Origin of the sequence: Formosa sp. S-31, from assembly GCF_051172795.1 — a bacterium.
Lineage (GTDB): Bacteria > Bacteroidota > Bacteroidia > Flavobacteriales > Flavobacteriaceae > Formosa.
Window position 1 is genome coordinate 813,464 of record NZ_JAENDK010000002.1, and the last position, 26,611, is coordinate 840,074.

The window sequence follows — 26,611 nt, forward strand, 5'->3', positions numbered from 1 at the left end:
AAGTAACTTTATAAATTCCCACAATAAAAATATTAAGCCATGGTAAATTTAATAGTACTGTACCCGCAACCTATAGACGAAGCTTTATTTAATATAAACTATGAAAAACATATCGCCTTATTACATGACAAAACGGGCCTCCCTTTAGACAGTAAACCCTATACAGTTACAAGATTCATATCTACCCCAGAAAAAGAATCTTTCTTTTATCTTATGTTTTCTATGCCTTTCGCTTCTCAGGAAGCTTTAGACGCTTCTTTGGCTACTCCCGAAATGCAGGAAGTATCAGCAGATGCAACCCGAATTTCTTCCGGTGGTATGCCTGTAATTCTGGTAGGTAAACCTGAATAAAAAAACTAAAAGCAGTAATTAATGGTAAACCGAAAAAATCTTGGTCGCCTCATTATGGGCACTTTCAAAACTTAAAGCATTAAGTTGATTCTCCTGTTTCGCTGTAAAATAAGACAACAGTTTTTCTGTAGGCATATTCCCTGTTAATTCGTCTTTTGCCATGGGGCAGCCCCCGAAGCCCTGAATGGCTCCGTCAAAACGTTTACACCCCGCCTTATAAGCAGCATCTACTTTTTCGAACCAGGCCTTAGGTGCTGTATGCAGATGAGCTCCAAATTCAATTTCAGGGTATTTCGGAATCAGATTTGAAAACAAATAGAATATAGTTTCCGGATTAGAAGTCCCAACGGTATCGCTTAAAGACAATATTTTAACGCCCATTTTACTCAACCGTTCTGTCCAGTCTGCTACAATATCCACATTCCATGGATCTCCATAAGGATTCCCGAACCCCATGGAAATATATACCACAACTTCCTTATTAGACTTATCGGCTATATTCAAAATATCCTGTAAAGTTTCTACAGATTGCGCAATGGTTTTGTGGGTATTACGCATTTGAAAGTTTTCTGAAATGGAAAATGGATAGCCCAGATAATCAATTTCTTTGTGCACCGAAGCTTCTTCTGCTCCTCTGGTATTGGCTATAATAGTCAGTAATTTAGAAGTCGTTTTAGATAAATCCAGCTTAGACAGGACTTCTGCTGTATCAACCATTTGCGGAATGGCCTTTGGAGACACAAAACTCCCAAAGTCAATCGTATCAAAACCTACGCGTAAAAGCGATTGAATGTACTGCACTTTCCGATCTGTAGGTATAAACATTTTAATACCTTGCATCGCATCTCGCGGACATTCGATTACTTTTACTCCCTGAGCCATTAACTATAATAATTTAGAGTATAAAAATACTATTATTTTTCTGATAGCAGAATGAAAATTGCAATCCCTGTAAATACTATAATCTGCAACCATTTCAAAAACAAGCCAACCCCTTGGTGCTGTTTAATATACATTGAAATAGATCCAGCCAGTAAGGCTATTAAAGCAAATACAAGAAATGATACCGCCATAAAAATAAAGCCGAGGATGTAAAACTGCTGTAGTATACTTAAAGTGGAACTAAACAAAAATCCGGGAAAAAAAGCCAGAAAGAAAATCGACACCTTCGGATTTAAAACATTCATTATAAACCCCTGCCTGAATAATTGCTTTACTGTTTTCTGAGGTATCGCATTAACTGACAAATTAACTTCTGCAGCACCGCAATATACTTTATAGGCCAGATACAACAAGTAAGCCGCTCCAAACAATTTTATAATAAAAAACAAAACATCAGATTGTCTGATAATGGCTGAAATACCAAATGCAACCAAAGAAGTATGCACCAAACATCCTGTTATTAATCCTGCAACAGTCGCCAGACCAAACTTTTTACCATGTGTTATGCTTTGCAGCAACACGTAAATATTATCGGGTCCCGGAGCAATGGCTAAGGCTGCAGAAGCAAAGGCAAAAGATATTAAAACATCTGTATTCAATGTTTTAACTTCGTTTTAAAATAGCCTTATTAATTTTCTTAATTAAGCCAGGCCCTTCATAAATAAACCCTGTGTAAATTTGTACCAGGGTCGCTCCCGCATCTAGTTTTTCCAAAGCATCTTCGGCCGAATGAATACCTCCAACTCCAATAATAGGAAAGGACTTATTACTCTTTTCACTTAAATACTTTATAACCTGAGTACTTTTATCTTTAATTGGCTGCCCGCTTAAACCGCCATTACCTATTTCTGCCAGTTTACTTTTTGAAGCTTTAAGATTGCTACGATCTACAGAAGTATTTGAAGCTATAACACCATCCAACTCCGTTTCATTAACCAGTTCCACTATTTCATCTAACTGCATCTGATTTAAATCTGGTGCTATTTTTAATAGTATTGGTTTTTGTACTTCAAAACTCTTATTTGCCGTCTTAACGGTATTTATAAGCTCCAACAGGTAATCTTTATCATTTAACTTGGCATGACTTCCCACGTTTGGACAACTTACATTAAGAACAAAATAATCTACATAAGGATGAAGCGCATTAAAACAAGTCAGATAATCTGCTGTATAATTTTCGGGAGCCGTTTGGGTATTTTTACCAATATTTCCTCCTATTAACAATTTCTTTTTATTCTTTTTTAACTGTGAAATGGCAGCTTCCACCCCTTCGTTATTAAAGCCCATCCGGTTAATTAATCCCTGATCGTCGAGCAATCTGAAGATTCTTTTTTTAGGATTTCCCTCCTGTCCTACCGGAGTTACCGTACCTATTTCAATAAACCCAAACCCAAAATTAGCAAGCTCATTATACAACACAGCATTTTTATCGAAACCTGCAGCTAAACCTACCGGATTTTTAAAAGTTAACCCGAACACTTTAGTTTCCAAACGCTTGTCTTCAACGACAAACAATGCTCTGAATAGTGATGGGATTAAAGGTATTTTAGAAAGAAAACGCACCATGGAAAAGGTGAAATGATGTACTTTCTCTGGATCGCTTTTAAAGAATAAAGGGCGTATTAATAATTTATACATCTAGTAATTATTTATGCAAAAGTACTTTTAATTAAAAAATCATCCAATTCAAAAAGCATAAATAATTTTTAGTAGTATTTTTGCGTAAAATCTTTCCTTAGCATGATAAACAAACAACATATTATAAACAGATTTTTTAGTTACGTTACCGTAGATACTGAATCTGATCCAGAAAGTAACACAACTCCAAGTACCGAAAAGCAATGGAATCTTGCCAATGCACTTGCAGAAGAATTAAAAGCAATTGGTATGGAAGATGTAACTATAGACGAAAACGCCTACATTATGGCTACCTTGCCAAGTAATGTAGACCACGACGTGCCAACTATAGGATTTATTTCCCATTTCGATACTTCTCCAGATTTTACAGGTGCCAACGTAAAACCTCAGATTATAGAAGAATACGATGGTAAAGACATTGTTTTAAATGCCGAGCAAAACATAATATTGTCTCCTAGCTATTTTGAAGATTTATTACAATATAAAGGTCAGACGCTAATTACTACCGACGGGACTACCCTTTTAGGCGCAGATGATAAAGCCGGGATTACCGAAATTGTATCGGCTATGGAATACCTGATTCAGCATCCTGAAATTAAACACGGTAAAATTCGTGTAGGCTTTACACCAGATGAAGAAATTGGGCGTGGTGCTCATAAATTCGATGTTGAAAAATTTGGTGCCGACTGGGCTTATACTATGGACGGTAGCGAAATTGGGGAACTGGAATACGAAAACTTTAACGCTGCCGGAGCGAAAGTCAAAGTCAAAGGTAAAATAGTACACCCGGGATACGCCAAGGGCAAAATGGTAAATTCCATGTATATCGCCACGGAATTCATCAACTCCCTGCCACGCATGGAAACGCCGGAACACACTTCCGGATATCAGGGCTTTTTTCACTTAACCGATATTAAAGGAGATGTTGAAGAAACAACATTACAATATATTATTCGCGACCACGACAAAGCGCATTTCGAAGCCCGTAAAGACATGATGCATAAACTTACCAACGAGTTAAACGCACAATACGAACGCGAAGTTGTAAATATCGAAATTAAAGATCAGTACTTTAATATGAAAGAAAAGGTTGAACCAGTAATGCACATTGTAGATATAGCAGAAGCAGCGATGAAAGCTATTGGAATTACACCAAATATCAAAGCCATTCGTGGTGGTACCGACGGTTCGCAACTAAGTTATATGGGGCTGCCTTGTCCTAATATTTTTGCCGGTGGTCATAATTTTCATGGCCGTTACGAATATATCCCGGTAGAAAGCATGATAAAAGCTACCGAGGTTATTTGTAAAATAGCAGAATTAACAGCTAAAGCCTAAAGTTTTATTTTTCAACACGCTACTGCTTTAAAACAGTATCTTTGCTTTTTAACCGTTTATGAAATCATCTGCTGCTGTTGATACTTATATAGAAAATCAGGACCATTGGACCGAAGGCTTAACGTTATTACGGTCTGTCTTGCTTTCTACCGAACTGGAAGAATCCTTTAAATGGAGTGCTCCGGTGTATACCCTAAACGGTAAAAATGTTATTGGTCTGGGTGCTTTTAAACATCATTTTGGCATTTGGTTTTTTAATGGTGTATTCCTTAAGGATGATCACCAGCTCTTAGAACAAGCTCAGGATAAAACCAAAAGTTTAAGGCAAATGCGCTTTACATCGGTTTCCGAAATTAATAAAACAGCAGTACTTTCCTATGTCAAGGAAGCTATAGAAAATCAAAAACTAGGTAAAATACTTAAACCTGAAAAGAAAACTACCATAACAATTCCTGAATTGTTAGACCAATTACTTAAATCGAATGCTCTATTAAAGGAAAAATTTGAAAGCCTTGCCCCTTATAAACAACGGGAATATGCCGAATATATAGAAACTGCCAAACGGGAAGCTACAAAACAAACGCGATTAGAAAAAATTACTCCGATGATTCTGCAAGGATTGGGATTAAACGATAAATACAAAAATTGTTAGGCAAACGAAAGCTTAACCGTATTTAAGTAATACTATAAAAACTGTCATGACTGATAATATATTTACAGAACGATTTAACAAAAAAGAAAACGACGAATTAGAAGCTATCGCACTTAATGAAACGGTTTATACAGACGAAGCACGTTTAACAGCCTTAGACCTTTTAAAATCCAGAGACGCTTTAACAACAGACCTAAGCGAAATATACCAAACTCTCCAGGCTAAAGCCGTAGAACGTCAGAACATTTCAAAAACTTTTGAAGGCGCAAATACTGTAGACAACACTTTTGACGAATCTAAGTTACCGGAATTACATTCAAAACAGTTAATCTTAATGTTCTCCATCTTTTTTTCTACCATTTTTGGAGGAGCTTTATTAATGTATAACTTCAAAAAAGTAGGACAATTTAAAGCGAGAAATCTGGTATTACTATTTTGTATACTCTATGCTTTCGTTCCCGTTGCCCTTATGTCTTTATTTAATTTTAGCAGTAATGTCTCTATAATTGTGAATATCTTAGGTGGCTTTATTTTAACCGAATATTTCTGGAATACCTATTTAGGAAAATCCATACTCTATAGAAAAAGAAATTGGGTAAAACCCACATTAATAGCTCTTGCTATTGCCATCCCTATGGTCATTTTAGTATTACTTAGCGGAGGCGTACCTCAGCTAGATTAAATACTACTACATACACTGTAACAAAAAAGCCACGAATTTCAACGTTTTTTCAGTGAATTCGTGGCTTTTTCTTTGGTTTTAATTTCCTTATTTCAGCGGACTTATAACGAAACTATACTCATAAACTTTATCAGCATAGAACATATAAGGGTCATGAGGCTTGGCACCCCAGCTGTTATCTCCCCCAACGCCCATCATAACATGATCTATATGTAATTCAACAAAATCACCTTCCTTTAAATCTGCTGTAGTTCTTAAATCTTTAGAAGTTCCCGGATCGAAATCTGATGTTTTATAATGCAACGCATTAAATTCCAATGCTGTATTTAGTGCTTCTATTTTCATTCCCAAACCTGAATGATTTTTCAAATTCAACCAGCGTGTCCCTGTTTTATGTCCATTTTCCTGAGGCCTGTTATAGGCAAAATACTGCTCGGCAACCTTAGATTGATAAACACCCACAAAAGCAGCTGTATTTCTGTCGCTGTAATTTTCCCATGGTCCACGTCCGTAATAAGTTAAATTATCTACCGATTTTGGTAACTGAAGGGTCATCCCTATCCTTGGAATTTCAGGCAAATCGGTTTTATCCGCTTTTAACCTGTAGTGCACTACTATTTTACCATTACCCGAAATATTATAATTCAGGTTAATTTCACCAGAAACCTCAGGCAATTCCATACTGGTTTCCACCAAAATTTCAGTTGCTGAAACCGATTTTGCCGACATACTCTTTAGTTTTGCATTCTTTCCGGCATCTTTCCAAACCTGACAACGCTTAGGCATATTGTTTCCAAAATCGTTATCCGTTGGTGCTCTCCAGAAATCAGGAATCATCGGCGCTTTTATTAATTCCAATCCGTTTAACATATAAGAAGTAAGCGCTCCTGTAGTATTTGAAAATTGGATTTTAAAATCATCTCCAGAAACAGAAATAACATCACTATCCTCCTGTAATTCTAGAGGACTAGTAACTGCCTCTTTGCTTTTCGCTAGAACCAGATTATTTAACTTAAATTGTTCTGAAGCAATTTGAGTCCCAAAAGGCAATAAACCATTATCGGTAGAATTTTGTAAAGCATACAGGTTTAAAAAGTACTCTTTATCATCTTCTAACTCTGATAATTTTATCGGAAATGATTTTTCTGATTGTGCTTGTACACCCGTTGGATTAAAAAGCCCCTGTGCACAGACTTTACCATTTTCTAACAATTCCCAACGAATAACATTATCGTCCAGTGTTTTAAAAAAGTTATCGTTTTTAATAAGAACCTGACCTGAAGAAAGATCAAAACTCTTAAACTGAATATTCTGATACACTTTCTTCACTTCGAATAATCCAGGATGTGGTTTAAGATCGGGATCTACCACCCCATTCAAACAAAAGTTATCATCATGATGCATCCCTTCAGGTTCGAAATGTCCGCCATAAGCCCAGTATCGGTTGCCCTGCTCATCGTATTTTGCCAGCCCCTGATCCATCCAGTCCCAGATAAATCCACCCTGCACCTGTCTGTTCTCATGAACCAAATCCCAGTATTCCTTAAAATTCCCATTGCTGTTCCCCATGGCGTGTGAATATTCACACCAGATAAAAGGCCGATCGGCATCTGTACCCAGCCATTTATCTTTCACAAAACTAATAGGCGCATACATATCGCCGCGAATATCGGTATGTTTTTCTTTAACATCTGTTAATTTTTCTGCACGTTCATAATGTACAGGTCTGGTTTTATCTAAGGCTTTTACTGCCTTATAGCCCGCTAAAAAGTTTGGTCCGGTCCCGGCTTCATTCCCCATACTCCAGACAATAATGGACGGATGATTTTTATCGCGTTTTACCATATTTACAATACGCTCTACATGCGCGGCTTTCCATTCCGGTTTATTGGCCAGAGTATGCTCTGGATCGTACCCCATACCATGCGATTCTATATTGGCTTCATCATAAACATATAGTCCATATTCGTCGCATAACTCATACCATAAAGGATCGTTAGGATAATGAGACGTTCTAACCGCATTAATATTAAACGCTTTCATGGTTTTAATATCTGCAATCATGGTTTCTCTGTTAACCACGTGTCCGAAATACGGGTCATGCTCATGTCGGTTCACCCCTTTCAATAAAATAGGTTTACCATTTACAAGCAACTGCCCGTTTTTTATCTCAGATGTTCTGAATCCTATCTTAGAACGAATCACTTCCTGAAGTTCTCCCGACTGAGATTCCAGTTGTAACACTAGTTGATATAAATTTGGGGTTTCTGCCGACCAGGATTTAACATCGGCTAATTCGGCCTGAAAGGAAACCGTTTGCTCCCCTTTTTTTATTTTAAGAGAACGTGTTTCCGCCTTTAGCTTTTTACCCGCCTGATCCAGAATCTGATAAGAAACGTTGTACGTGCCCTTTGCTCTGGCATCTGTATTTAAAATGTCTATATCTAAATTAAATAACCCGGTTTTATAAGAATTGTCTAAGCCAGCTTTAACATAATAATCACGGATGTGAGTTTTTGTTCTCGCATAAAGCAAGACATCTCGTTGTATTCCGGATAATCTCCAGAAATCCTGATCTTCCAGATAACTCCCATCAGTAAACTTAAAAACCTGTACAGCCAATTTATTTTTGCCCGGCTTAATATATTTTGAAATATTGAACTCAGACGGTAATTTAGAATCCTGGCTATAACCTACCTTTTCGCCATTCACCCAGATATAAAACCCCGATTTTACAGCGCCTAACTGAATATACACTTCGCGATTTTTCCAGATTTCAGGAACCTCAAAATATGTAATGTAAGAGCCTACAGCATTTTTAGTTTCGTCTATAAACGGCGGTTTTTTCTCGAAAGGATAGCGTTCGTTCGTGTAATTTGGCACACCATAGCCATACATTTCCCAGTTACCGGGAACTGGAATTGATTTCCAGGAACTCGCATTATAATTTTCTTTATAAAATTCAGTATTCCGTTGGGAAGCCGTTGTGGCGTATTGAAATTTCCACATTCCATTTAAGACCTTCAAATAGGCTTCATTTTCTAAATTGGAAGACAATGCGGCTTTTAGAGATGAATATGGATATAAAGTGGCATGAGCAGGTTCTCTGTTTTGTTGAAAAATTTCGGGGTTTTCCCAGTCGTTTTGAGCAATAAGGACATGAGAAATCAAACCTAAAAGGAATACGCAATACAAGTGTTTCATTAAATTACAATAATTAGGGAATTAATATAAAACCTGAAAGATAAGGTATTCCCAAAAGACCAACTAGTATTATATTCCTTAGAATCGCTATAAAATTATCCCTTTAAGCACTTTGCAAACAAAATCCCCTGAATACTATTTATAAAAAATTCAGGGGGTATTTTTTTAATCTCTAGACTTCTTAACACTTTAAAAATGCCATCTCACAAAAGCTTCCATAGCTGCATAATGGGCCAATCCCAGCTCATGATAATGGGTCGCTGTTTCTTTATTTCTGTCTTCCGCACGTTGCCAGAATTCCCGACTATCGGCTCCCTGGAACACCACACCATCTTTTTGCGACTGGTGTTTAAAAATTCCATGACGTTTTTCCAGCACCTGATCTGGTCCCATGGGTACAGCCATTTCTATTTCGTCGATATCCCATTCCTGCCATGCTCCCCGGTATAACCATACCCAGCAATCGTCCATAAATGGTTTTGATTTTAATCGTTTTACAGCTTCAAAAATAGCATCTAGACAGACTTTATGTGTACCATGTGGATCGGCTAAATCTCCAGCAGCGTAAATCTGATGTGGCTTAACAGCCTCAATCAAATCCATTGTTCGTTTTATATCTTCTTCACCTAAAGGCTTTTTCTCAATTTTGCCGGTCTCGTAAAAGGGTAGTTCCATAAAGTGAATCTGATTATCTTCCAGTCCGACAAAATGAGCTGTAGCACGGGCCTCCCCTTTTCTGATTAATCCTTTAACATTCCTCACTTCAGGAATATCAATATCACTCGATTTTTTATTCTGTAAAAACTGAACGACCTGCTTATAAATCTGTTCGGTTTCTTTACTCTGTATTCCGAATTTCTGATTATAATCGCACACAAAACTTGCAAAACGTAAAGCTTCATCGTCTGCTACTGCTATATTCCCGGAAGTCTGATATGCCACATGTACTTCGTGCCCCTGTTCGTGTAAACGCTTAAAAGTGCCTCCCATACTTATAATATCATCATCGGGATGCGGGCTAAAAATAAGGACTCGCTTTTTAGACGGTTCTGCACGTTCGGGACGTTTGCTGTTATCTGCATTTGGTTTCCCTCCCGGCCAGCCAGTAATGGTATTTTGCAACTTGTTAAAAATATGAATATTTATATCGTAGGCCGGTCCGCTATCTGCCAGTAAATCACTCATCCCGTTTTCTATATAATCGGCATCAGTCAACATTAAAATTGGCTTTTTTAAATGTCTTGCCAGGCCAATTACAGCTTTACGAATTAACTTATCTGTCCAGACCACTTTTTCTACCAGCCACGGCGTGTTAACACGCGTTAAAATAGAAGCTGCTCCTTTATCTAAAACAAAAGTGGCATTGTTGTGTTCCTGAAGAAAAGTTGCTGGTACTTTATTGGTAATTTCTCCTTCTACAGCTTTTTTAATGATACTAGATTTTCCTTCCCCCCAGGCTAATAAAATAACGCGTTTAGCTTCCATTATTTTTTTTACCCCAAGCGTTATTGCTGTTCTCGGGGTATTACTTAATCCCGAAAAATCGCCACTTGCCGCTACTCTGGTAATGTGATCCAGAGCTACCAAACGGGTTTTAGAATTCTGTAAAGAACCGGATTCGTTAAAACCAATATGCCCATTACCACCTATACCTAAAACCTGTAAGTCTATCCCCCCTACTTTTTCTATTTTTTCTTCGTAAGCCTTACAGTAATCGGCTATTTCATCTTTATCCAAAGTCCCGTCCGGAATGTTATAGTTTTCGGGTAAAATATCTACCCGATCAAACAACAATTCTTTCATGAAACGGACATAACTATGTACCGAATCCGGCTCCATCGGGTAATATTCATCAAGATTAAAGGCAATAACATTTTTAAAGCTTAATCCTTCTTCTTTATGCAAACGTACCAGTTCCGCATACAAACCCTTTGGAGAAGAACCCGTAGCCAGACCTAAAACACAAGGTTTATTTTCCTGCTGTTTCGATTGTATTAAAGCTGCCATTTCCTTTGCCACGGCTTTAGACGCCTGAGTTGAGTTTTCGAAAACAACCGTGTCTATATGTTCAAATCGTTTTTCGAAGCTTGTGGCTTTATCAATTTGACTCTTTATCATTGTAACTGAATTTTTAAGTGTTATATGTTTTAATTGAGTTTCCCTAAAATACGATCCAGGACCCAGCTTGTTTTCATAGCCGATTCTCCCAGGGAAGGGTGCACTTGCTCTCCTGCTAAATGCCGGTACATATTTTGGACATGAAACAATTGAATGTTTTCAGGATTAGGAATGTCCAAACTGGTAATCTGGGAATTGGACTCTAAAACCACCGGACTTTCATCGAAAACAGAGAAACTTATTTTACCCGTTTCGCCATAAATCTGAACCTTATCTTCTCGTTTTTCTGCTCCAAAATTCCAGCTTCCGGAACCCGTCACACCCGTTTCATGAAGCCAGCAACTAGTTACAGCATCTTTTGCTGAATATAACTGTTGTTGATTAACAGCAATCCCCGACGCCTGCTTGATATCTCCTAACAGGTACATAAACAAATCAATCCCATGAGAAGCCAGATCGTCAAAATAACCTCCATAAGCTATTTGATCGTCTGTACGCCAGTTATAAGTTTTTGTCAGATCTACAGAACTTGCCGGCTTACTTAAATGCCAGTTTATATGACGTACAGCTCCAATTTCATTGGTATCTATCCATGCTTTTACCTTTTCAAAGCGCGGTAAAGAACGTCTGTAGTAGGCCACAAACAGTGGAATATTTTTTTCCTGAAAGGCCTGAAATATTTTAACACATTCGGCATAACTAGGCGACAAAGGCTTCTCAATGCAGCAAATTTTCCCCGCTTCAGCCACTTTTAATGCATATGTCGCATGCGAATCTGGAGGTGTTGCTATATATACCGCCTGAATTTCGGGATCGTTAATTAGGTCTTCTGCATTGGCATAGGCTTTAGGCACTCCATGTCTCCTGGCATAATCCTTGCATTTTTCGTAATCTCTGCGCATAACCGCCTCAAGCTTAAATCCGGACTCTTTTTGATATGCCGGACCACTTTTAACTTCGGTTACATCGCCACAGCCTATAATGCCCCACTTAATAATTGATTGCATAATTCTTAATATTTTTCAGTTACCCCTCCAAGTTAAGCATTCTCTTTACTCCAGCTTTTATATTTATGGCCCCAGACCGCAAAAAACAGAATAAAAACGTAGCAGGGTATTAATATCCAATAGCTACTTGTAGCTGCCTGAGCTAAGGCTTGCGATTCTGAAATCCCATTGGAAATGAGTTTTATTTTTTCAATATCAACCAGCCTGCCATAAAGCGGCGGTATGATTGCGCCTCCGGAAATAGCCATAATTAATAAGGCCGATCCGGTTTTAGTAAATTTCCCTAAACCGTCCAGAGTTAAAGGCCAGACTGCAGGCCAGACCAAAGCATTAGCAATCCCCAGAGCTGCTACAAAAATTACGGATGTAATTCCTGTGGTTTGAATGATACAGATGCTGAAAATAATGCCCAGAATTGCACTTATAATTAAAGCCGTTCGTTGTTTTAAATATTTTGGAATAAGAATCACTCCTAAAGCATAAGTGCACACCATAGCCATTAGGGTAAACGTCGTAAAAAATTTTGCCTCATCGGCAGAAAACCCTAAAGATATTCCATAAGCTATTATAGTATCTCCGGCAATTACTTCTGCTCCTACATATAGAAACAAGGTAATAACCCCCAGCCATAGATGCGGAAACTGAAAAACACTGCTTTTTCCGACTTTCCCCTGGGCCTGACTTTCTTCTTCCTTTGCTTCCAGTTCCGGTAACGGTGCCTTTCGTATTAAAATGCCCAGAACAAATAACACTACAGCCATAATTACATAAGGTAAGACCACACTGTTTGCCATAGTACTTAGTAAGTCTTCCTTTTCTGAACTATTGCCCTGAGCTAATTTATCTTTTATACTATCTATTCCGGAAAGTAAAATAGCTCCGAAAATCAACGATCCTAGCGCCCCTGCTACCTTATTGGCTATCCCCATAATTGCTATACGCTTCGCGCCACTTTCAATTGGCCCGAGAATAGTGATATATGGATTTGATGCCGTTTGCAAGAGTGTCATTCCCATCCCCTGAATAAAGATACCTGTTAAAAATACCCCATAAGTCCTGGCTTCTGCTGCCGGTATAAATACCAGAGCTCCAATCCCCATTATGAACAAACCTAAGGACATGCCCTTTTTATAACCTATTTTATTTAAGATATAAGAAGCCGGTAATGCCATGACCACAAACGAAATGTAAGATGCCGATGCTACTAAATACGACTGTGCATCGGTTAATTCGTTTATGGTTTTCATAAAGGGAATTAAGGCGCCGTTTATCCAGGTTACAAAACCAAATATGAAAAATAAGCCGGCAATAATGACGATAGCAATTTTATTGGATGATTTAGAGGTTACAGTATCTGATAATTTTGCCATAATTGGAAGGAAGAATTTAAGGTTAGTGTTCTTTTAAGATTAAAGATGTTCTAATTGCTCACTAAAACTCTGTATCAACTTAAACTGGTTTTTAGATCGGTTTAAATTATGTTCGGAATACGCCGTTTTATAATAAATATCGTTATTTAAATAATCGGTTAAAAACCGTAAAGCCATAATAAAAGTCATTGTTTTTGCCCCGAGTGGTAAATACTTTAGTTCTAAAGGCGATAAGGTTTCTCCCATTGTTTCTAAAAACCCTTTTTTATAAGCTTTATAATAGGCTACATTAAAAGTTACCAAATCTAAATTAGTTTCGTCTTCGGCAGCAGTATTGCATATGGTTCTAATGGCATCTCCAAAATCGTAATGAATTATCCCGGGCATTACCGTATCAGTGTCAATAACACAAAGCCCTTTATCGTTTTTATCGAACAAAGCATTAGAGATTTTTGTATCATTATGAGTAACACGTAATTTTAACTGTCCCGACGTTTTTAAATGCTGTAGAATATGCATTTCTTCTTTCAGCTCAAACACCTTATCAATACAGAATTTAGCACGTTCCATTCGTTTTTCAGAAGCTTGTTTCAAAGCAGCTTCAAATTGAGAAAATCTGAATGACATATCGTGAAAATCCGGAATCACCTCAATTAATCTCTCCGGATTAAAATCGCTGGTAAGGTTTAAAAACGCTCCAAATAATTTACCACCTTCATAAGCTACCGTTTCACTATCAACTACATCATGTGTAAAGCTATCTGATACAAACACAGACAAATTCCAGTAATTACCGGTTTCATCTCTATAAAAATATGCCCCATCGTTACAGGCGACAAAACTCAAAACTTTTCTACTTAATTCAGCTTCACTCAAATCTTTAAATTTCGATTTTAAATGTGCACTTACCAGAATTTTATTATTAATTAATCTTGGAACATCCTTAAATACGTTATGATTAATACGCTGTAATACAAAAGACTGCTCTCCTTGAGTTTCTATTACATAGGAATCATTAATATGTCCGGAGATTAATTCCTTCTCTGTTTTAAAAGAAGTATTGTGATTAAACTGATTAAATATCTTTTCTATTCTAGTTTGCTCCATTGTCCCATAAATTTTTAGGATAAACCTCTTCCGCTTTAAGTTTGGTAATTACAGCCTGGGCCGGAATTTTATCTTCTTTGTAGGTTACTCCAAACCACTTTGCATCCGATTGAAGCACTTTTACTGTTGCTATTCCCGAATGCAGAATTTCGTTAACCACACTTGGGATAAAAAATTCCGCCTTTAAATCACCCTTATTTTCCTCTAAAAAGGTTTTAAATAATGTGGTTCCAAATTCAAAACATTTAGGCGTAAAGCCCCAGAAATTCATAGACACGACCGTATCTCCAGATATTGGAATAGTATTCCCTTCTTCATCCTTTCTTATAATACCATCTGCAGTTTTCTCTATGTGAAGTCGTTCTGTTACATCTGTTAAATACCCCTCCTCGGTAACCTGACACTCTCCACGAGACACGTATCCGTTTTCCGAAACTGTATTTTTAAGTAAATAAGCCATAGTGCAGAAATTATACGAGGTTTTATCAGTTTCCATTAAAGCCTTTGCCATAGTTTGAAACGCCTCACGTCCGTAAAAATCATCAGCATTAATAATAGCAAAATTTTCCTGCACTGCATCTTTAGCCATTAATAAAGCATGCCCTGTACCCCAGGGCTTCTTTCGCTCCGGATTTTTATAGGCATCGGGTACATGTTCTATTTCCTGAAACACATAATCTACTTCGGCCTTCCCTTCCAGTTTTTTATTAAATACCTCACGAAATTCCTCTTCTATATTTTTTCTGATTATAAATACAAATTTGCCAAACCCTGCCTGCAAAGCATCGTAAATTGAAAAATCCATTATGGTATCTCCCTCGGGAGAAAAGGTATCTAACTGTTTCAGTCCGCCATATCGACTTCCTATTCCCGCTGCTAAAATGACTAATGTAGGTTTGTTTGAATTCATAAAATATCTGCGTTTAATGCGTCTTTTAGTAATTAAAAAAACAGTATTATTTTCTTATTTCTGATGCTAAAGTATAAATGAAATTTTAATAAAAAAAGAAAAAACAACAAAATGTGTTCGAACACACTAAATATGTGTTCGAGCACACATAACATCACACTGCTTTTTAAATTTTTATATATTTGCTGTAATGAATAGAAAATACACGATAAAAGACATCGCGGCTCTAGCCGGCGTTTCCAAGGGTACGGTAGATCGCGTTTTACACAAAAGAGGTAAAGTTTCTGAAGCTGCCTTAAAAAAAGTGAATGCCATTTTAGACGAGATCGATTACCAGCCAAATATTATTGCCCAGAACCTGAAACAAAATAAAGTGTTTCACATTTGTGTATTATTACCCAATCCGGAAATGGATAATTACTGGAAACGCTGTGAAGAAGGCATCCTAAACGCTAAAAATGATTTTGCTGCATTCAATGTTATGGTTTCCATTGTTGATTTCGATCCGTTATCTACAGCATCCTTCAATTTAAAACACCAGGATATACTGAAACAACAGCCTGATGCTGTCTTATTAGCCCCCTTGTTTTACAAAGAATCTAAATCGGCTATAAACGATTATTACGCCCATAATATTCCTGTTATTACATTTAACAATCAGGTGACGATTGATGCCGTTTCTGGATTTGTTGGTCAGGACCTTGTACAAAGTGGGCGTGTAGCCGCTAAACTATTTGAAAGTATGATAAAATCTGGCGGACTTACCATTATTCATATTAATGAAGACATAACTAACGCAATGCACATGCAGGAAAAAGAGCGAGGATTCCGCGCATTTTTCGAAACTTTACACTCTCAAGATTTTACCATTTCCACACTTCAGGTAGACGCTAAAAAATTACACGAAATTCTACCGGATTACCTCAATAAAACCCCGGAAACCAAAGGCTTGTTTATAACGACTTCTAAGAGCCATCTGGTTTCAAAACTATTAGAAGCAAAAGTAATTAAAGATCTGGTAGTTATTGGATATGATTTACTGGAAGATAATGTAAACTATTTAAAATCAGGATGGATTTCTTATCTCATAAACCAAAACCCAAAACACCAGGCCTATTTAGGCTTAAACGCCCTTGCCGAACATCTTATTTACCAAAACCCTATTTTAAAGAACAAATTATTACCCATAGACATCATTAATTCTGAAAATGTACAGCAATATCTTGACTGATTAATATGCGATTATACACAAGCATTATAATAGCCTAGGTTAGGATTTATCTGCTGCACATCTTCGACAATGTCCTGAGATGTAAAATACCCCAGCAAAGCATAATACCGGACTTTCGTAATAAAATGATATACAAGATAGATTTCTCTGTTTTGCGTTTCTACCTGATTAAATGGACGATCCAGATTTTGAAACACGATTTGAGTTTGTGTCTCACTTAAATCACAATAGTTTTTTAAAATCTGGTTTATTTTCATTTTTTCTATTTTATCTATAGATAATTTACAAGTTCGCTCTAATTTTTCTTTAAATGCGTAAGCTCCCGCTTTAAACAGGTTTTGCATTTCCAGAGTTTCAGCACCTAAAAGCAGCTTATCAATGAATATGGTAAGATTTAGATCTGTACCTCCGGGTGTTTCAGTTATAGGAAGAAAGAAATCGACCATAACGTCTGTTAGCCCTTTTAACTTTAACGGGATAACCTCTGGTTTCCAGCCTTTATCCACCTGTTTACAGCTTTGAAAAACATTTAGTATAGCCGGCGAAATGGACATATATCCCAGACCAAGTCCCATTTGTTTAATAAGCTCTCTCCTGTTCATTACTTCAGATTGTTTTTAAATTGTTCGACCGCATGATGGGCTGCCCGTGCAGTTAAAGCCATATAGGTTAACGATGGATTCTGATTTCCCGAAGAGGTCATACAAGCACCATCGGTTACATACACATTTGGAACTTCATGTAACTGATTAAATGCATTAAGTACAGAGGTTTTTGGGTCTCTCCCCATACGTGCCGTCCCCATTTCATGAATCGCTATACCGGGGTAAGTCTCATTATCGTAACCTTGTACATTTTTAAAACCGGCATTTTTTAGCATTTTAACAGCTTGATTTTTCATGTCTTCACGCATCAACTTTTCATTCTCTTTATATTCACAATCAAATGTTACGGTAGGAAGGCCCCAGGCATCTAATTTATTATAATCTAAAATCATTTTATTATCGTGGTAAGGCAAACATTCACCAAAACCGGACATTCCTATTTTCCATGGCCCAGGTTTTAATAAATCCGATTTTAATTCCTCTCCATAACTTAATTCCATTATGGCACGTCTCCAGTTGGTACGGCTTGCACTCCCCTGAAAGGAGTATCCTCGTAAAAATTTTTGCTTTCTATCTTTCTCTGCTAAATTTCTGAATCGAGGAATATGAAAACTTGCCGGTCGCTGGCCTTCGTAAAAGGCATCATCGAACCCATCTATAGTAGCTGTAGCTCCCACTTGAAAATGATGATCCATTAAATTATGTCCCAATTCACCGCTGTCATTCCCTAAACCATTTGGAAAACGTTCCGATTTTGACTGCAGCAATATACTGGTAGTAGCCACAGTAGAAGCACAACAAAAAACTATATCCGCTTTATAGAAAAACCGTTCTTTCGTTTCTGCATCTATAACTTTTACACCTGTTACTTTTTTTAAACTATCTTCGTAAACAAGTTCGTAAGCAATAACATTGGTCTTTAAGGTCATATTCCCAGTGCGTTTTGCTGCTGGTAGAGTCGATGCATTACTACTAAAATATCCCCCTAGCGGGCAACCCCGCATACACTTATTTCTATAAATGCAATTACCACGACCTTCATGCGCTTTTTCGCCTGTCAGATTTGCAAATCGTCCTATGGTTAAATGCCTGTGCTTGTAATGTTCTTTAATTTTTCCTCTGAAAAACTCTTCCACACAGTTCAATGCCATCGGCGGAGACAATACTCCGTCCGGAAAATGTTCCAATCCCAGATTTTCCCCACTTACACCTATATACTCTTCAACTTTAGCATACCAGGGTTCCAGATCTTTATACCGAATCGGCCAGTCTACTCCAATTCCCTCCTTTTTGTTGGCTTCAAAATCTAAATCAGTCATTCTCAAAGCCTGTCTCCCCCAGGTTAAAGATCGTCCTCCTACATGATATCCTCTAATCCAATCGAAACGTTTAGCTTCATTATACGGATGTTTTAAATCGTTAACAAACCAGTGTTTAGTAGCTTCGTGTGTTACAAAGCCCGTGCGGTCCTGTTTAAACTGCTCTCTTTTAGTTTTAGCAGAAGGTAGTCCTCTGAATTCAAAATCCCACGAATTCATCATTGCCGTGGGATAGTCTTTAACATGTTCCACCATTCTACCCCGCTCCAGAACAAGCGTTTTCAGACCGTTTTCACAAAGCTCCTTTGCTGCCCAGCCTCCAGAAATTCCGGTACCAATAACTATAGCATCAAATCGTGTGTCCTTTTCCATATAGTCCTTAGTTAGAAACCTGTATTTATAAATTTGCACTTACAAAAATACGCCTTGACCTCTTTATAAAAGTGGAGATATTTGTTGATTTAGATGTTAAATTCTACATCGCACCCTACCAAAAACAGCATACAAAACACACAACCATTAAGTTACAAAAAATAAGATGTTTTTTTGAATGAACGCTACTCGCCTCTCTCTTTTCAAATATTTAACCTTTTTCCCAGTTTTGAAGAATTCATACTAAGTCTTTGCCTAATTATGCCCCCTTAACTTTTCCCCTTTTTACGACCTTTGATGAACTAATAATTCTGAATACAGAATCATGGATATAAAATGATAAACAAATCTTTTCAACAAAAAGACGGTAATATTTTTTTCCGAATTCAGATTTACATTTAGTTTAGCCTAAACCAAACCACCAGCTAACCAAAACTATGAAACACCTGCTATCCTGTTTTATTCTGTTATTAATTTTCAATTTAAACCTAAAGGCTCAAACCATCGGTCCAACAGAAATTTTTAATTATATCGAAAATCCCGGAATTATTGCAGAGCATAAGGAAGCACCTCACGCGGCATTTTTTTCCTATGAAACAGAAGAAAAGGCTGTAAATCGAGTAAAAGAAAATTCGGATAACTTTTTAAGTTTAGATGGACTGTGGAAATTTAAATGGGTAAGAAAACCAGCAGACAGACCATTAGATTTTTACAAACCCGAAGTTTCTGTTCAAAACTGGGGTCAAATACAAGTACCTGGAAACTGGGAAGTGCAAGGTTTTGGCATTCCTATTTATGTCAATCATCAGTACGAATTTGCCGATTATAAAGCTCCGGTATCTTCCGAAATGGAATTTACCGAAAACATTTACCCTAAAAATCCAGGGACAGTCCCTCACGATTATAATCCCGTGGGCTCTTACAAACGGGAATTCATTATAAATAAAGACTGGAAGGAAACCAAGGAAATATTCCTGCACATAGGCGCCATGAAATCCGGTGGCTTTATCTGGATTAACGGGAATTATGTGGGCTATTCTCAAGGTAGTAAACTAGCCGCCGAATTTAATATTAGCCCCTATTTGAGGGCCGGAGAAAACAGTATCGCCATTCAAATTTTCAGATGGACAGATGGTTCGTATTTAGAATGTCAGGATTTCTGGAGAATCAGTGGTATCGAACGCAGTGTGTATTTATATGCACAACCAAAAGTTAGAATTCAGGATTTTAATGCACAGGCTACACTGGATAACGCTTATAAACATGGTGAACTACATTTAAATATTTCACTAAAAAATCATTCAAAAAAAAACACCCCCATTTCGGTGTCCTATAAATTACTGGATACCAGTAAAAAACTAATAGCTTCGGAAAAGCAACAGCTTAACATTAGAAAATCAGACTCTATAAATGTAGATTTCTCTAAAACCATAAATGAAATCCTTCCCTGGTCTGCGGAACACCCGAATTTATACACTCTTGTAATTAAAACTACAGACAAAAAAGGAAATACGCTGGAAGTTACGACTAGTAAAATCGGTTTCAGAACAGTAGAAATAAAACATGGTATTCTATTGTTAAACGGACAGCATATTACCTTAAAAGGTGTAAACACCCAGGAACACGATCCGGAAACAGGACATGTTATGAGCGAAGCCTTAATGTTAAAAGACATCAGATTATGGAAAGAAAATAATATTAACGCCGTACGTTTAAGCCATTATCCTAGGGCAGACCGTTTTTATGAGTTGTGTGACGAACATGGTATTTACGTGGTAGATGAAGCTAATATAGAATCGCATGGTATGTACTACGGAAAGCATTCTCTGGCAAAAAAAACGGAATGGGAAAAAGCACATCTGGATCGCATGTCCCGAATGGTTAGCGGACATAAAAATTTTCCTTCGGTAATTATCTGGTCCATGGGTAATGAGGCAGGGAATGGTGTAAATTTTTATGCCGGATATAAGGCAATAAAAGACCTGGACACACAAAAACGACCTGTTCAATACGAACGACCATATAAAGATGATGATTATACTTTGCTGGATATGGATTGGAATACCGATATTATTGTACCACAGTACCCATCGCCGGCAACATTCGAGTTTATAGGCAGTTCTAAAACCGATCGTCCGTTTATTCCTAGTGAGTATGCCCATGCTATGGGCAACAGTACCGGGAATTTTCAGGATTACTGGAGTATCATAGAAAAATACGATAATCTGCAAGGCGGTTTTATCTGGGACTGGGTAGACCAATCCATTTACAAAACCAACGACAAAGGCGAAAAATATTATGCTTATGGCGGAGATTTTGGAGAAAATATGCCGTCAGATAATACGTTTTTAAATAACGGTATTGTTTTTCCAGACCGTACACCTCAGCCCGCTCTGCATGAAGTTAAAAAAGCGCACGAATTTATTAACTTCAAATTTACCGGATATACCAGAGATAATCAATTACGTATTCTGGTGGAAAATCTATACGATTTTACCAATACTGATATATTCAACATACAAGCAACGCTTAAAGCCGATGGTGAAACACTTAAAACCTTTAACAACCTGAATATAGCCGTAGCACCCCATACAGGAAAAGTTATTCGCATCCCCTTAAACGAACTGGCCACTAAACCAAACACCGAGTATTTTGTAACCATTTCTGCAACATTGAAATCGGACTGGGGACTTCTAAAACAAGGCTTTGAAGTAGCTCACGAACAACTACTTTTAAAAAATACTAACTGGCAGAAATCCATATTAGACACTCACAAGCAGTTAAAAATAAAAGACTCCAAAACTGAAATTAAAATTTATAATAATGATATCGCTATAACTTTTAACAAAGCTCTGGGATTGATTAGTTCTTATACTTTTAAAAACATAGAGCTTCTAAAAGATGGCAACGGACCAAAACCAAACTTCTGGCGCGCCCCAACAGACAATGACTTTGGCAACCAAATGCCTTTACGCAATATCGAATGGAAAAAAGCCAGTTTGTTTTCCAAAGTAAAAACATTAAAAGTCGATGACTCTAAGCACAACAATATTAAAGTGCAAATTGATTATGATTTGCCAGGAGTAGATTCAGAATTTTCTTCAATTTACACAATCTATGGCTCTGGTTTAATTAAAATTGAAAACACATTAGGCACAACCTTATATAAAGCCGATATTCCAAGAATAGGTATGCGCTTACAGCTTCCAAAAGATTTTGGAAATCTAACATATTTTGGAAGAGGGCCATGGGAAAATTATCGGGACAGAAACAGCTCTGCTTTAGTAGATCTCTATAAGAGCACTGTTGCCGACCAATATGTTCCTTACATCAGACCTCAGGAAAATGGATACAAAACCGATGTCCGTTGGGCGGCTCTTTCCGATAATAACAATAATGGTTTATTGATTGTGTCTGACAACATTAATAAGAACCATTTAGGTTTTAGTGCACTTCATATGCCAAATGAAGATTTTGATGCTACAGAAGGTCTTATTTATAGTAAAGACCAAACCATAGACGAAACGTACAGGATAGATGGAATTCCAAAAATCAACAAATCAAAACACACTACCGACATTGAGGAAAAAGATCTGGTACAGCTAAATATAGATATGGCACAACGAGGTGTTGGTGGTGATGACAGCTGGGGCGCTAAACCTCAGAAAAATTATATGGATTTTGGAACAGATACTCACAGCTATAGTTTTTATTTACTTCCTTTTTATAATAAGGAAACTAGTTATTTTATAAATGCAAGTAAACAGCTTATGGGTTTATAATCATTTGCAATATAAAAACGGATTCTAACCTTTTTTAAAAATAAGGTTAGCATTACGCTTTATCATTTTAGCATCTGTTATTTCTTGAGGTTCTTTATCAATACACAAACAGGTAAACCCTCTGGTGTTAAAATAATCGAATACTTTAAAAATCGAATTGTCTTCAACCTCAATAAAAAACACACAATGTTCTAACTCTCGTTTCAATCCCGATATAATTTCGAGCTCGAAACCTTCGGTATCAATTTTCACAAAATCGGGTATACCAAATTCATCTATTACTGTATCCAGACCTTTTATCTGGACTTCATCTGTATAGCCCTTAAAGGAATTTTCCACATATTCTTTATTAAAGGAACCTTTCCTGCCTCCGGTTTCAGTATCTCTGAAAAATTGCCGTCTTGTATCTTCACTACCTATACCATAATTATAGCATCTTACATTTTTACAAGCGTTAATTGTGGTATTAAACTGCAGAAATGCAAAATTTTTAAAATCGGGTTCAAAAGATAAAATTTCACCAGCTTCTCCCACCAGCTCACTAAAAATTAATGTATACTGTCCAATATTAGCCCCGATATCAAAAATACGAGCTCCCGGACATATATACGGTGTAATTCGTTTTAGTAAATGCGGCTCGTAATTAGCTTCCTTTTGAAATAAAAAATTCAGATGCTGCGCTTTTTCATAATACAACACCTTGTTAAATCCTTTTACTGGTTTCATTACAACTTTGCGTTTAGCTATTAGTTTAACAAACCAGGACACAAAATTGTAAAGTAATTTTTTCATACAATAACAGATTACACTAATGAGTTTGAAATTAATACTCTAATTTAAAATTTAATCGATATTACCCAACTTTCATTCTCAATTTTATTCCGTTTAAAACCAATAATAAAGCCTTTAAACTTTACTATCTTAGTGTTTTAATGCCATGAATATAATAAAAGACTTAAATTTTAATATCAGAAATAATATACTAAGAAGGCTATGAAAAATACTGTTTTAGTACTAATAATAATCCTGTTTAAAGGTAAAGCCATTGCACAAACTAAAAATTTTATAGACATGCCCTATCTGGAAACTACTGCTATGGTAGACACACTTGTGGTTTCGGACCGTATTTATTTATCCATTATAATTTCGGAAGAAGATACTAAAGGGAAATCGGCCCTCGAAGTTCTGGAACGTAACATGAATGCCACACTAACTGGCTTAGGTATAAATACCAAAACACAATTATCGGTATCGGATGTTGCAAGTAATTTTAAAAACTACTTTCTAAAAGGCAAAGACATCTTAAAAAACAAAAGTTACACTCTGGAAGTTTACGATGCTAAAACCGCTGGTGAAGTTATAATCGCCCTGGAAACCATTAATATTTCCAATGTCAGTATTTTAAAAACCAGCTATTCCAGACTCGAAGCGCTTAAAATGGAATTGCGTCAAAAAGCGGTAGTCAAAGCTAAATTACAGGGCGATTACTTACTAAAACCATTAAATCAGCATTTAGGCCCGGCCATTCATATATCCGATTACAATGCGAATACCTACAACCGATTGCAAGACGCACCAGAAAGCATAAGTATTAAAGCTTACAAATCAGATTCTGGAACTATGGCACCTCTGGATATTGTTTTTGAAAAAATAGAAATAAAAAGCACTGTTACCGTACACTTTGCCATTCTGGACTAGCAAATTAGGATTGGACTATTTAAAATATGACCTAGCCATTCGTAAGCATTTTATGCCTTGGTAACATAAGTCACTCAAAATCCTTTTTCGATATTGTAATTTTGAATTATTAATAGTTTTTAAATATCTTTTTACAAAGACAAACCTTATTCGTTTTTATTAAATAGCAAGTAAACAACTAGCCATGACAGCAGAATTAAAGGAAAATTACGGACACTTGCTGGAAGAGGAATTACTCGAAGAAATAAGTAGTATCGGAATTTTTAAGGATATCCCGGAAAATTTTAAGATGATTGAAATTGGAGATTATGTAAGTTCTATTCCCTTACTAATTAACGGTGCCATAAAAATTTTAAGAGAAGATAAAGATGGTAACGAACTGCTTTTGTATTATCTGGAAAAAGGCGATACCTGCTCCATGACCATGACTTGTTGTCTTGGGCAGCAACAAAGTGAAATAAGAGCCATTGCAGAAACAGATACCCGAATAATACTTCTGCCTATAAGCAAAATGGAAGAATGGATGGGTAAATATAAATCCTGGAGAAATTTCGTTTTCAGCAGTTACCAAAACCGACTCAACGAATTATTTCTTACCTTAGATAGCATCGCCTTTTATCAACTGGATGAACGCCTGGTAAAATATCTGAAAGAAAAGACCCGAATTAATAAAAACACTATCATTCAAAATACACATAAAGAAATTGCTTACGACCTTAATTCTAATAGGGTTGTAGTATCACGACTTTTAAAACGTCTGGAAAAACTCGGAAAAATTGAACTGGGTAGAAACCATTTAAAAGTCTTAAATCTTTAATATCATAAAATTAATTACTTATGTCACTATTAAGTTTTCTTTTTGGGAAAAGACCCAATACGCATAACGCCATTAAAGTTTTAAATGCCAAAGCATTTAAAGAAGGCATCAGTCAGAAAAAAGTTCAGCTGGTAGATGTTAGAACGCCAAAAGAATATAAAGACGGCCATATAAAAGGCGCCAAAAACATCGATTTCTTTTCGGCTAAATTCATTCCGGAATTCAGCAAACTAGATAAAGACAAACCGGTTTACCTGTATTGCCGAAGTGGAGCCCGAAGTAAAAATTCTGCGAAAAAACTGGCTACTATAGGCTTTACAGAAATTTACGATCTAAAAGGCGGATACCTAAACTATAAATAAAACGATGAGAGCTTCAATTCAAATACAAAATTTAAAATGTGGCGGATGCGCCAATTCCATTACAAAGTCACTAAGTGCCAATACCGCGATTTCTAATATTGAGGTGAACCTAGACGAAAGTGTGGTTTGCTTTGATTACACAAATGAAACAGACCTGGCGGCCGTTAAATCAACTTTAAAACAACTGGGCTACCCTTCTGTGGAAGATTCAAACTCGTTAGGCGCTAAAGCCAAATCGTTTGTTAGTTGTGCTACCGGAAAATTTTCCAATTAAAACGCATGATTTCACAAGATGAATTTAACCGAAGAATTCTGGGATAACCGATACAAAAACAATAATACAGGCTGGGATTTAGGGGAGATTTCTCCTCCCCTGAAAGCCTATTTTGATCAGTTAACCAATACAAATCTAAACATTTTAATTCCTGGTTGTGGCAACGCCCACGAAGCCGAATACCTGCATAAACAAGGATTTACAAACGTGTATGTGGTTGATGTTTCGGTAACCGCTCTGTTAAATTTTAAAACCCGGGTTCCTGACTTTCCAGAACCCCATCTCATTCAAAGTGATTTTTTTCATTTAAATCAGACATTCGACCTTATTATTGAACAAACGTTCTTTTGTGCCTTAAATCCACAATTAAGACAGCGCTATTCAAAAAAAATGCATCAGTTATTAACTGCTCAGGGGAAATGTGTGGGACTCTTGTTTGATGCACCATTAAACACAGACAAACCGCCTTTTGGGGGTTGTAAAGCAGAATATTTAGAGTATTTCAGTCCGTATTTCGATATCCATTTTATGGAGACTGCTTACAATTCGCACCATTCCAGACACGGTAAAGAGCTTTTCTTTAAAATGGAAAAACGAGTCTCTTAACACTACAAAACCAAAGCATAGCTCATAAAAAATATAAAGCAGGTATAGTTTACCCAATTCATGCCTATTACCCAACTATACCCTATCTTTAATATAAAGCGCGAATAAACATTTCGTGTTTACCTTTTATATCGTTTAAACAATCTAATTAAACTAAAAAGATAGTTCTATTTAGTTTATTTCCAGACTGTCTCCCCTATTTCTACCTCAACAGACTCCTATTTTC

General features: G+C 36.8%; 23 protein-coding genes. 11 read left to right on the top strand and 12 right to left on the bottom strand.

Annotated features, from left to right (window positions below):
- Window positions 1–39 precede the first annotated feature (39 nt).
- A complete protein-coding gene (locus I3217_RS03870) occupies window positions 40–351 on the top strand; it encodes an EthD family reductase (RefSeq protein ID WP_435048414.1) in 312 nt (103 codons plus the stop codon).
- An 18-nt stretch (window positions 352–369) separates the two neighbouring features.
- On the opposite strand, the gene I3217_RS03875 is transcribed toward I3217_RS03870, so the two are convergent.
- The 3 genes from I3217_RS03875 to I3217_RS03885 are packed head-to-tail and all read right to left on the bottom strand — an operon-like array spanning window position 370 to window position 2,931.
- A complete protein-coding gene (locus I3217_RS03875; protein ID WP_435048415.1) occupies window positions 370–1,233 on the bottom strand; it encodes a hydroxymethylglutaryl-CoA lyase in 864 nt (287 codons plus the stop codon).
- A gap of 32 nt (window positions 1,234–1,265) precedes the next feature.
- Complete coding sequence (locus tag I3217_RS03880; protein WP_435048416.1) at window positions 1,266–1,892, bottom strand: LysE family translocator; 627 nt, start codon at window positions 1,890–1,892, stop codon at window positions 1,266–1,268.
- A gap of 4 nt (window positions 1,893–1,896) precedes the next feature.
- Window positions 1,897–2,931: a quinone-dependent dihydroorotate dehydrogenase gene (locus I3217_RS03885; protein ID WP_435048417.1), complete on the bottom strand. Its 1,035-nt coding sequence runs from the start codon at window positions 2,929–2,931 to the stop codon at window positions 1,897–1,899.
- A gap of 102 nt (window positions 2,932–3,033) precedes the next feature.
- Here I3217_RS03885 and pepT point away from each other — a divergent pair, with 102 nt between their 5' ends.
- From pepT to I3217_RS03900, 3 genes are read left to right on the top strand one after another with little or no spacing between them, the layout of a single operon-like run.
- Window positions 3,034–4,269 carry a peptidase T gene (gene pepT, locus I3217_RS03890; protein ID WP_435048418.1) on the top strand — a complete coding sequence of 412 codons (1,236 nt, stop codon included), beginning with the start codon at window positions 3,034–3,036 and terminating at the stop codon, window positions 4,267–4,269.
- A 58-nt stretch (window positions 4,270–4,327) separates the two neighbouring features.
- Complete coding sequence (locus I3217_RS03895; RefSeq protein WP_435048419.1) at window positions 4,328–4,921, top strand: YdeI/OmpD-associated family protein; 594 nt, start codon at window positions 4,328–4,330, stop codon at window positions 4,919–4,921.
- A 46-nt stretch (window positions 4,922–4,967) separates the two neighbouring features.
- Window positions 4,968–5,603 (top strand): hypothetical protein, encoded by a 636-nt coding sequence (locus tag I3217_RS03900; RefSeq protein WP_435048420.1) that lies wholly within the window; start codon window positions 4,968–4,970, stop codon window positions 5,601–5,603.
- Between the two features lie 87 nt (window positions 5,604–5,690).
- Here I3217_RS03900 and I3217_RS03905 read toward each other — a convergent pair whose 3' ends face one another.
- The 6 genes from I3217_RS03905 to I3217_RS03930 form a co-directional block, all read right to left on the bottom strand.
- Complete coding sequence (locus I3217_RS03905; protein ID WP_435048421.1) at window positions 5,691–8,807, bottom strand: glycoside hydrolase family 2 TIM barrel-domain containing protein; 3,117 nt, start codon at window positions 8,805–8,807, stop codon at window positions 5,691–5,693.
- Window positions 8,808–8,996: 189 nt separating this feature from the next.
- On the bottom strand, window positions 8,997–10,925 hold the full coding sequence (nagB, locus tag I3217_RS03910; RefSeq protein ID WP_435048422.1) for a glucosamine-6-phosphate deaminase: 1,929 nt from the start codon (window positions 10,923–10,925) through the stop codon (window positions 8,997–8,999).
- A 29-nt stretch (window positions 10,926–10,954) separates the two neighbouring features.
- Window positions 10,955–11,932 carry a Gfo/Idh/MocA family protein gene (locus tag I3217_RS03915; protein ID WP_435048423.1) on the bottom strand — a complete coding sequence of 326 codons (978 nt, stop codon included), beginning with the start codon at window positions 11,930–11,932 and terminating at the stop codon, window positions 10,955–10,957.
- Between the two features lie 32 nt (window positions 11,933–11,964).
- On the bottom strand, window positions 11,965–13,302 hold the full coding sequence (locus I3217_RS03920) for a sugar MFS transporter (RefSeq protein WP_435048424.1): 1,338 nt from the start codon (window positions 13,300–13,302) through the stop codon (window positions 11,965–11,967).
- Between the two features lie 39 nt (window positions 13,303–13,341).
- Window positions 13,342–14,409 (bottom strand): phosphotransferase enzyme family protein, encoded by a 1,068-nt coding sequence (locus I3217_RS03925; RefSeq protein ID WP_435048425.1) that lies wholly within the window; start codon window positions 14,407–14,409, stop codon window positions 13,342–13,344.
- Window positions 14,396–15,319 (bottom strand): nucleotidyltransferase family protein, encoded by a 924-nt coding sequence (locus tag I3217_RS03930; protein WP_435048426.1) that lies wholly within the window; start codon window positions 15,317–15,319, stop codon window positions 14,396–14,398. The genes I3217_RS03925 and I3217_RS03930 overlap by 14 nt, the downstream gene beginning before the upstream one ends.
- Before the next feature lie 190 nt (window positions 15,320–15,509).
- Here I3217_RS03930 and I3217_RS03935 point away from each other — a divergent pair, with 190 nt between their 5' ends.
- Window positions 15,510–16,550: a LacI family DNA-binding transcriptional regulator gene (locus tag I3217_RS03935; RefSeq protein WP_435048427.1), complete on the top strand. Its 1,041-nt coding sequence runs from the start codon at window positions 15,510–15,512 to the stop codon at window positions 16,548–16,550.
- An 11-nt stretch (window positions 16,551–16,561) separates the two neighbouring features.
- On the opposite strand, the gene I3217_RS03940 is transcribed toward I3217_RS03935, so the two are convergent.
- A complete protein-coding gene (locus I3217_RS03940) occupies window positions 16,562–17,152 on the bottom strand; it encodes a gluconate 2-dehydrogenase subunit 3 family protein (protein ID WP_435048428.1) in 591 nt (196 codons plus the stop codon).
- Complete coding sequence (locus tag I3217_RS03945; protein WP_435048429.1) at window positions 17,152–18,846, bottom strand: GMC oxidoreductase; 1,695 nt, start codon at window positions 18,844–18,846, stop codon at window positions 17,152–17,154. The genes I3217_RS03940 and I3217_RS03945 overlap by 1 nt, the downstream gene beginning before the upstream one ends.
- A 437-nt stretch (window positions 18,847–19,283) precedes the next feature.
- Here I3217_RS03945 and I3217_RS03950 point away from each other — a divergent pair, with 437 nt between their 5' ends.
- Window positions 19,284–22,628, top strand: a complete 3,345-nt coding sequence (locus tag I3217_RS03950) for a glycoside hydrolase family 2 TIM barrel-domain containing protein (protein WP_435048430.1) — start codon at window positions 19,284–19,286, stop codon at window positions 22,626–22,628.
- A gap of 24 nt (window positions 22,629–22,652) precedes the next feature.
- On the opposite strand, the gene I3217_RS03955 is transcribed toward I3217_RS03950, so the two are convergent.
- A complete protein-coding gene (locus tag I3217_RS03955; RefSeq protein WP_435048431.1) occupies window positions 22,653–23,420 on the bottom strand; it encodes an FkbM family methyltransferase in 768 nt (255 codons plus the stop codon).
- 201 nt (window positions 23,421–23,621) lie between these two features.
- Here I3217_RS03955 and I3217_RS03960 point away from each other — a divergent pair, with 201 nt between their 5' ends.
- The 5 genes from I3217_RS03960 to I3217_RS03980 all read left to right on the top strand — a co-directional run bounded on the left by I3217_RS03960 (window position 23,622) and on the right by I3217_RS03980 (window position 26,385).
- On the top strand, window positions 23,622–24,326 hold the full coding sequence (locus I3217_RS03960) for an SIMPL domain-containing protein (RefSeq protein WP_435048432.1): 705 nt from the start codon (window positions 23,622–23,624) through the stop codon (window positions 24,324–24,326).
- Window positions 24,327–24,510: 184 nt separating this feature from the next.
- Complete coding sequence (locus I3217_RS03965; protein ID WP_435048433.1) at window positions 24,511–25,143, top strand: Crp/Fnr family transcriptional regulator; 633 nt, start codon at window positions 24,511–24,513, stop codon at window positions 25,141–25,143.
- 20 nt (window positions 25,144–25,163) lie between these two features.
- Window positions 25,164–25,505 (top strand): rhodanese-like domain-containing protein, encoded by a 342-nt coding sequence (locus tag I3217_RS03970; RefSeq protein WP_435048434.1) that lies wholly within the window; start codon window positions 25,164–25,166, stop codon window positions 25,503–25,505.
- 4 nt (window positions 25,506–25,509) lie between these two features.
- Complete coding sequence (locus I3217_RS03975) at window positions 25,510–25,779, top strand: heavy-metal-associated domain-containing protein (protein ID WP_435048435.1); 270 nt, start codon at window positions 25,510–25,512, stop codon at window positions 25,777–25,779.
- An 18-nt stretch (window positions 25,780–25,797) separates the two neighbouring features.
- Window positions 25,798–26,385, top strand: a complete 588-nt coding sequence (locus I3217_RS03980; protein WP_435048436.1) for a methyltransferase domain-containing protein — start codon at window positions 25,798–25,800, stop codon at window positions 26,383–26,385.
- Window positions 26,386–26,611 lie beyond the last annotated feature (226 nt).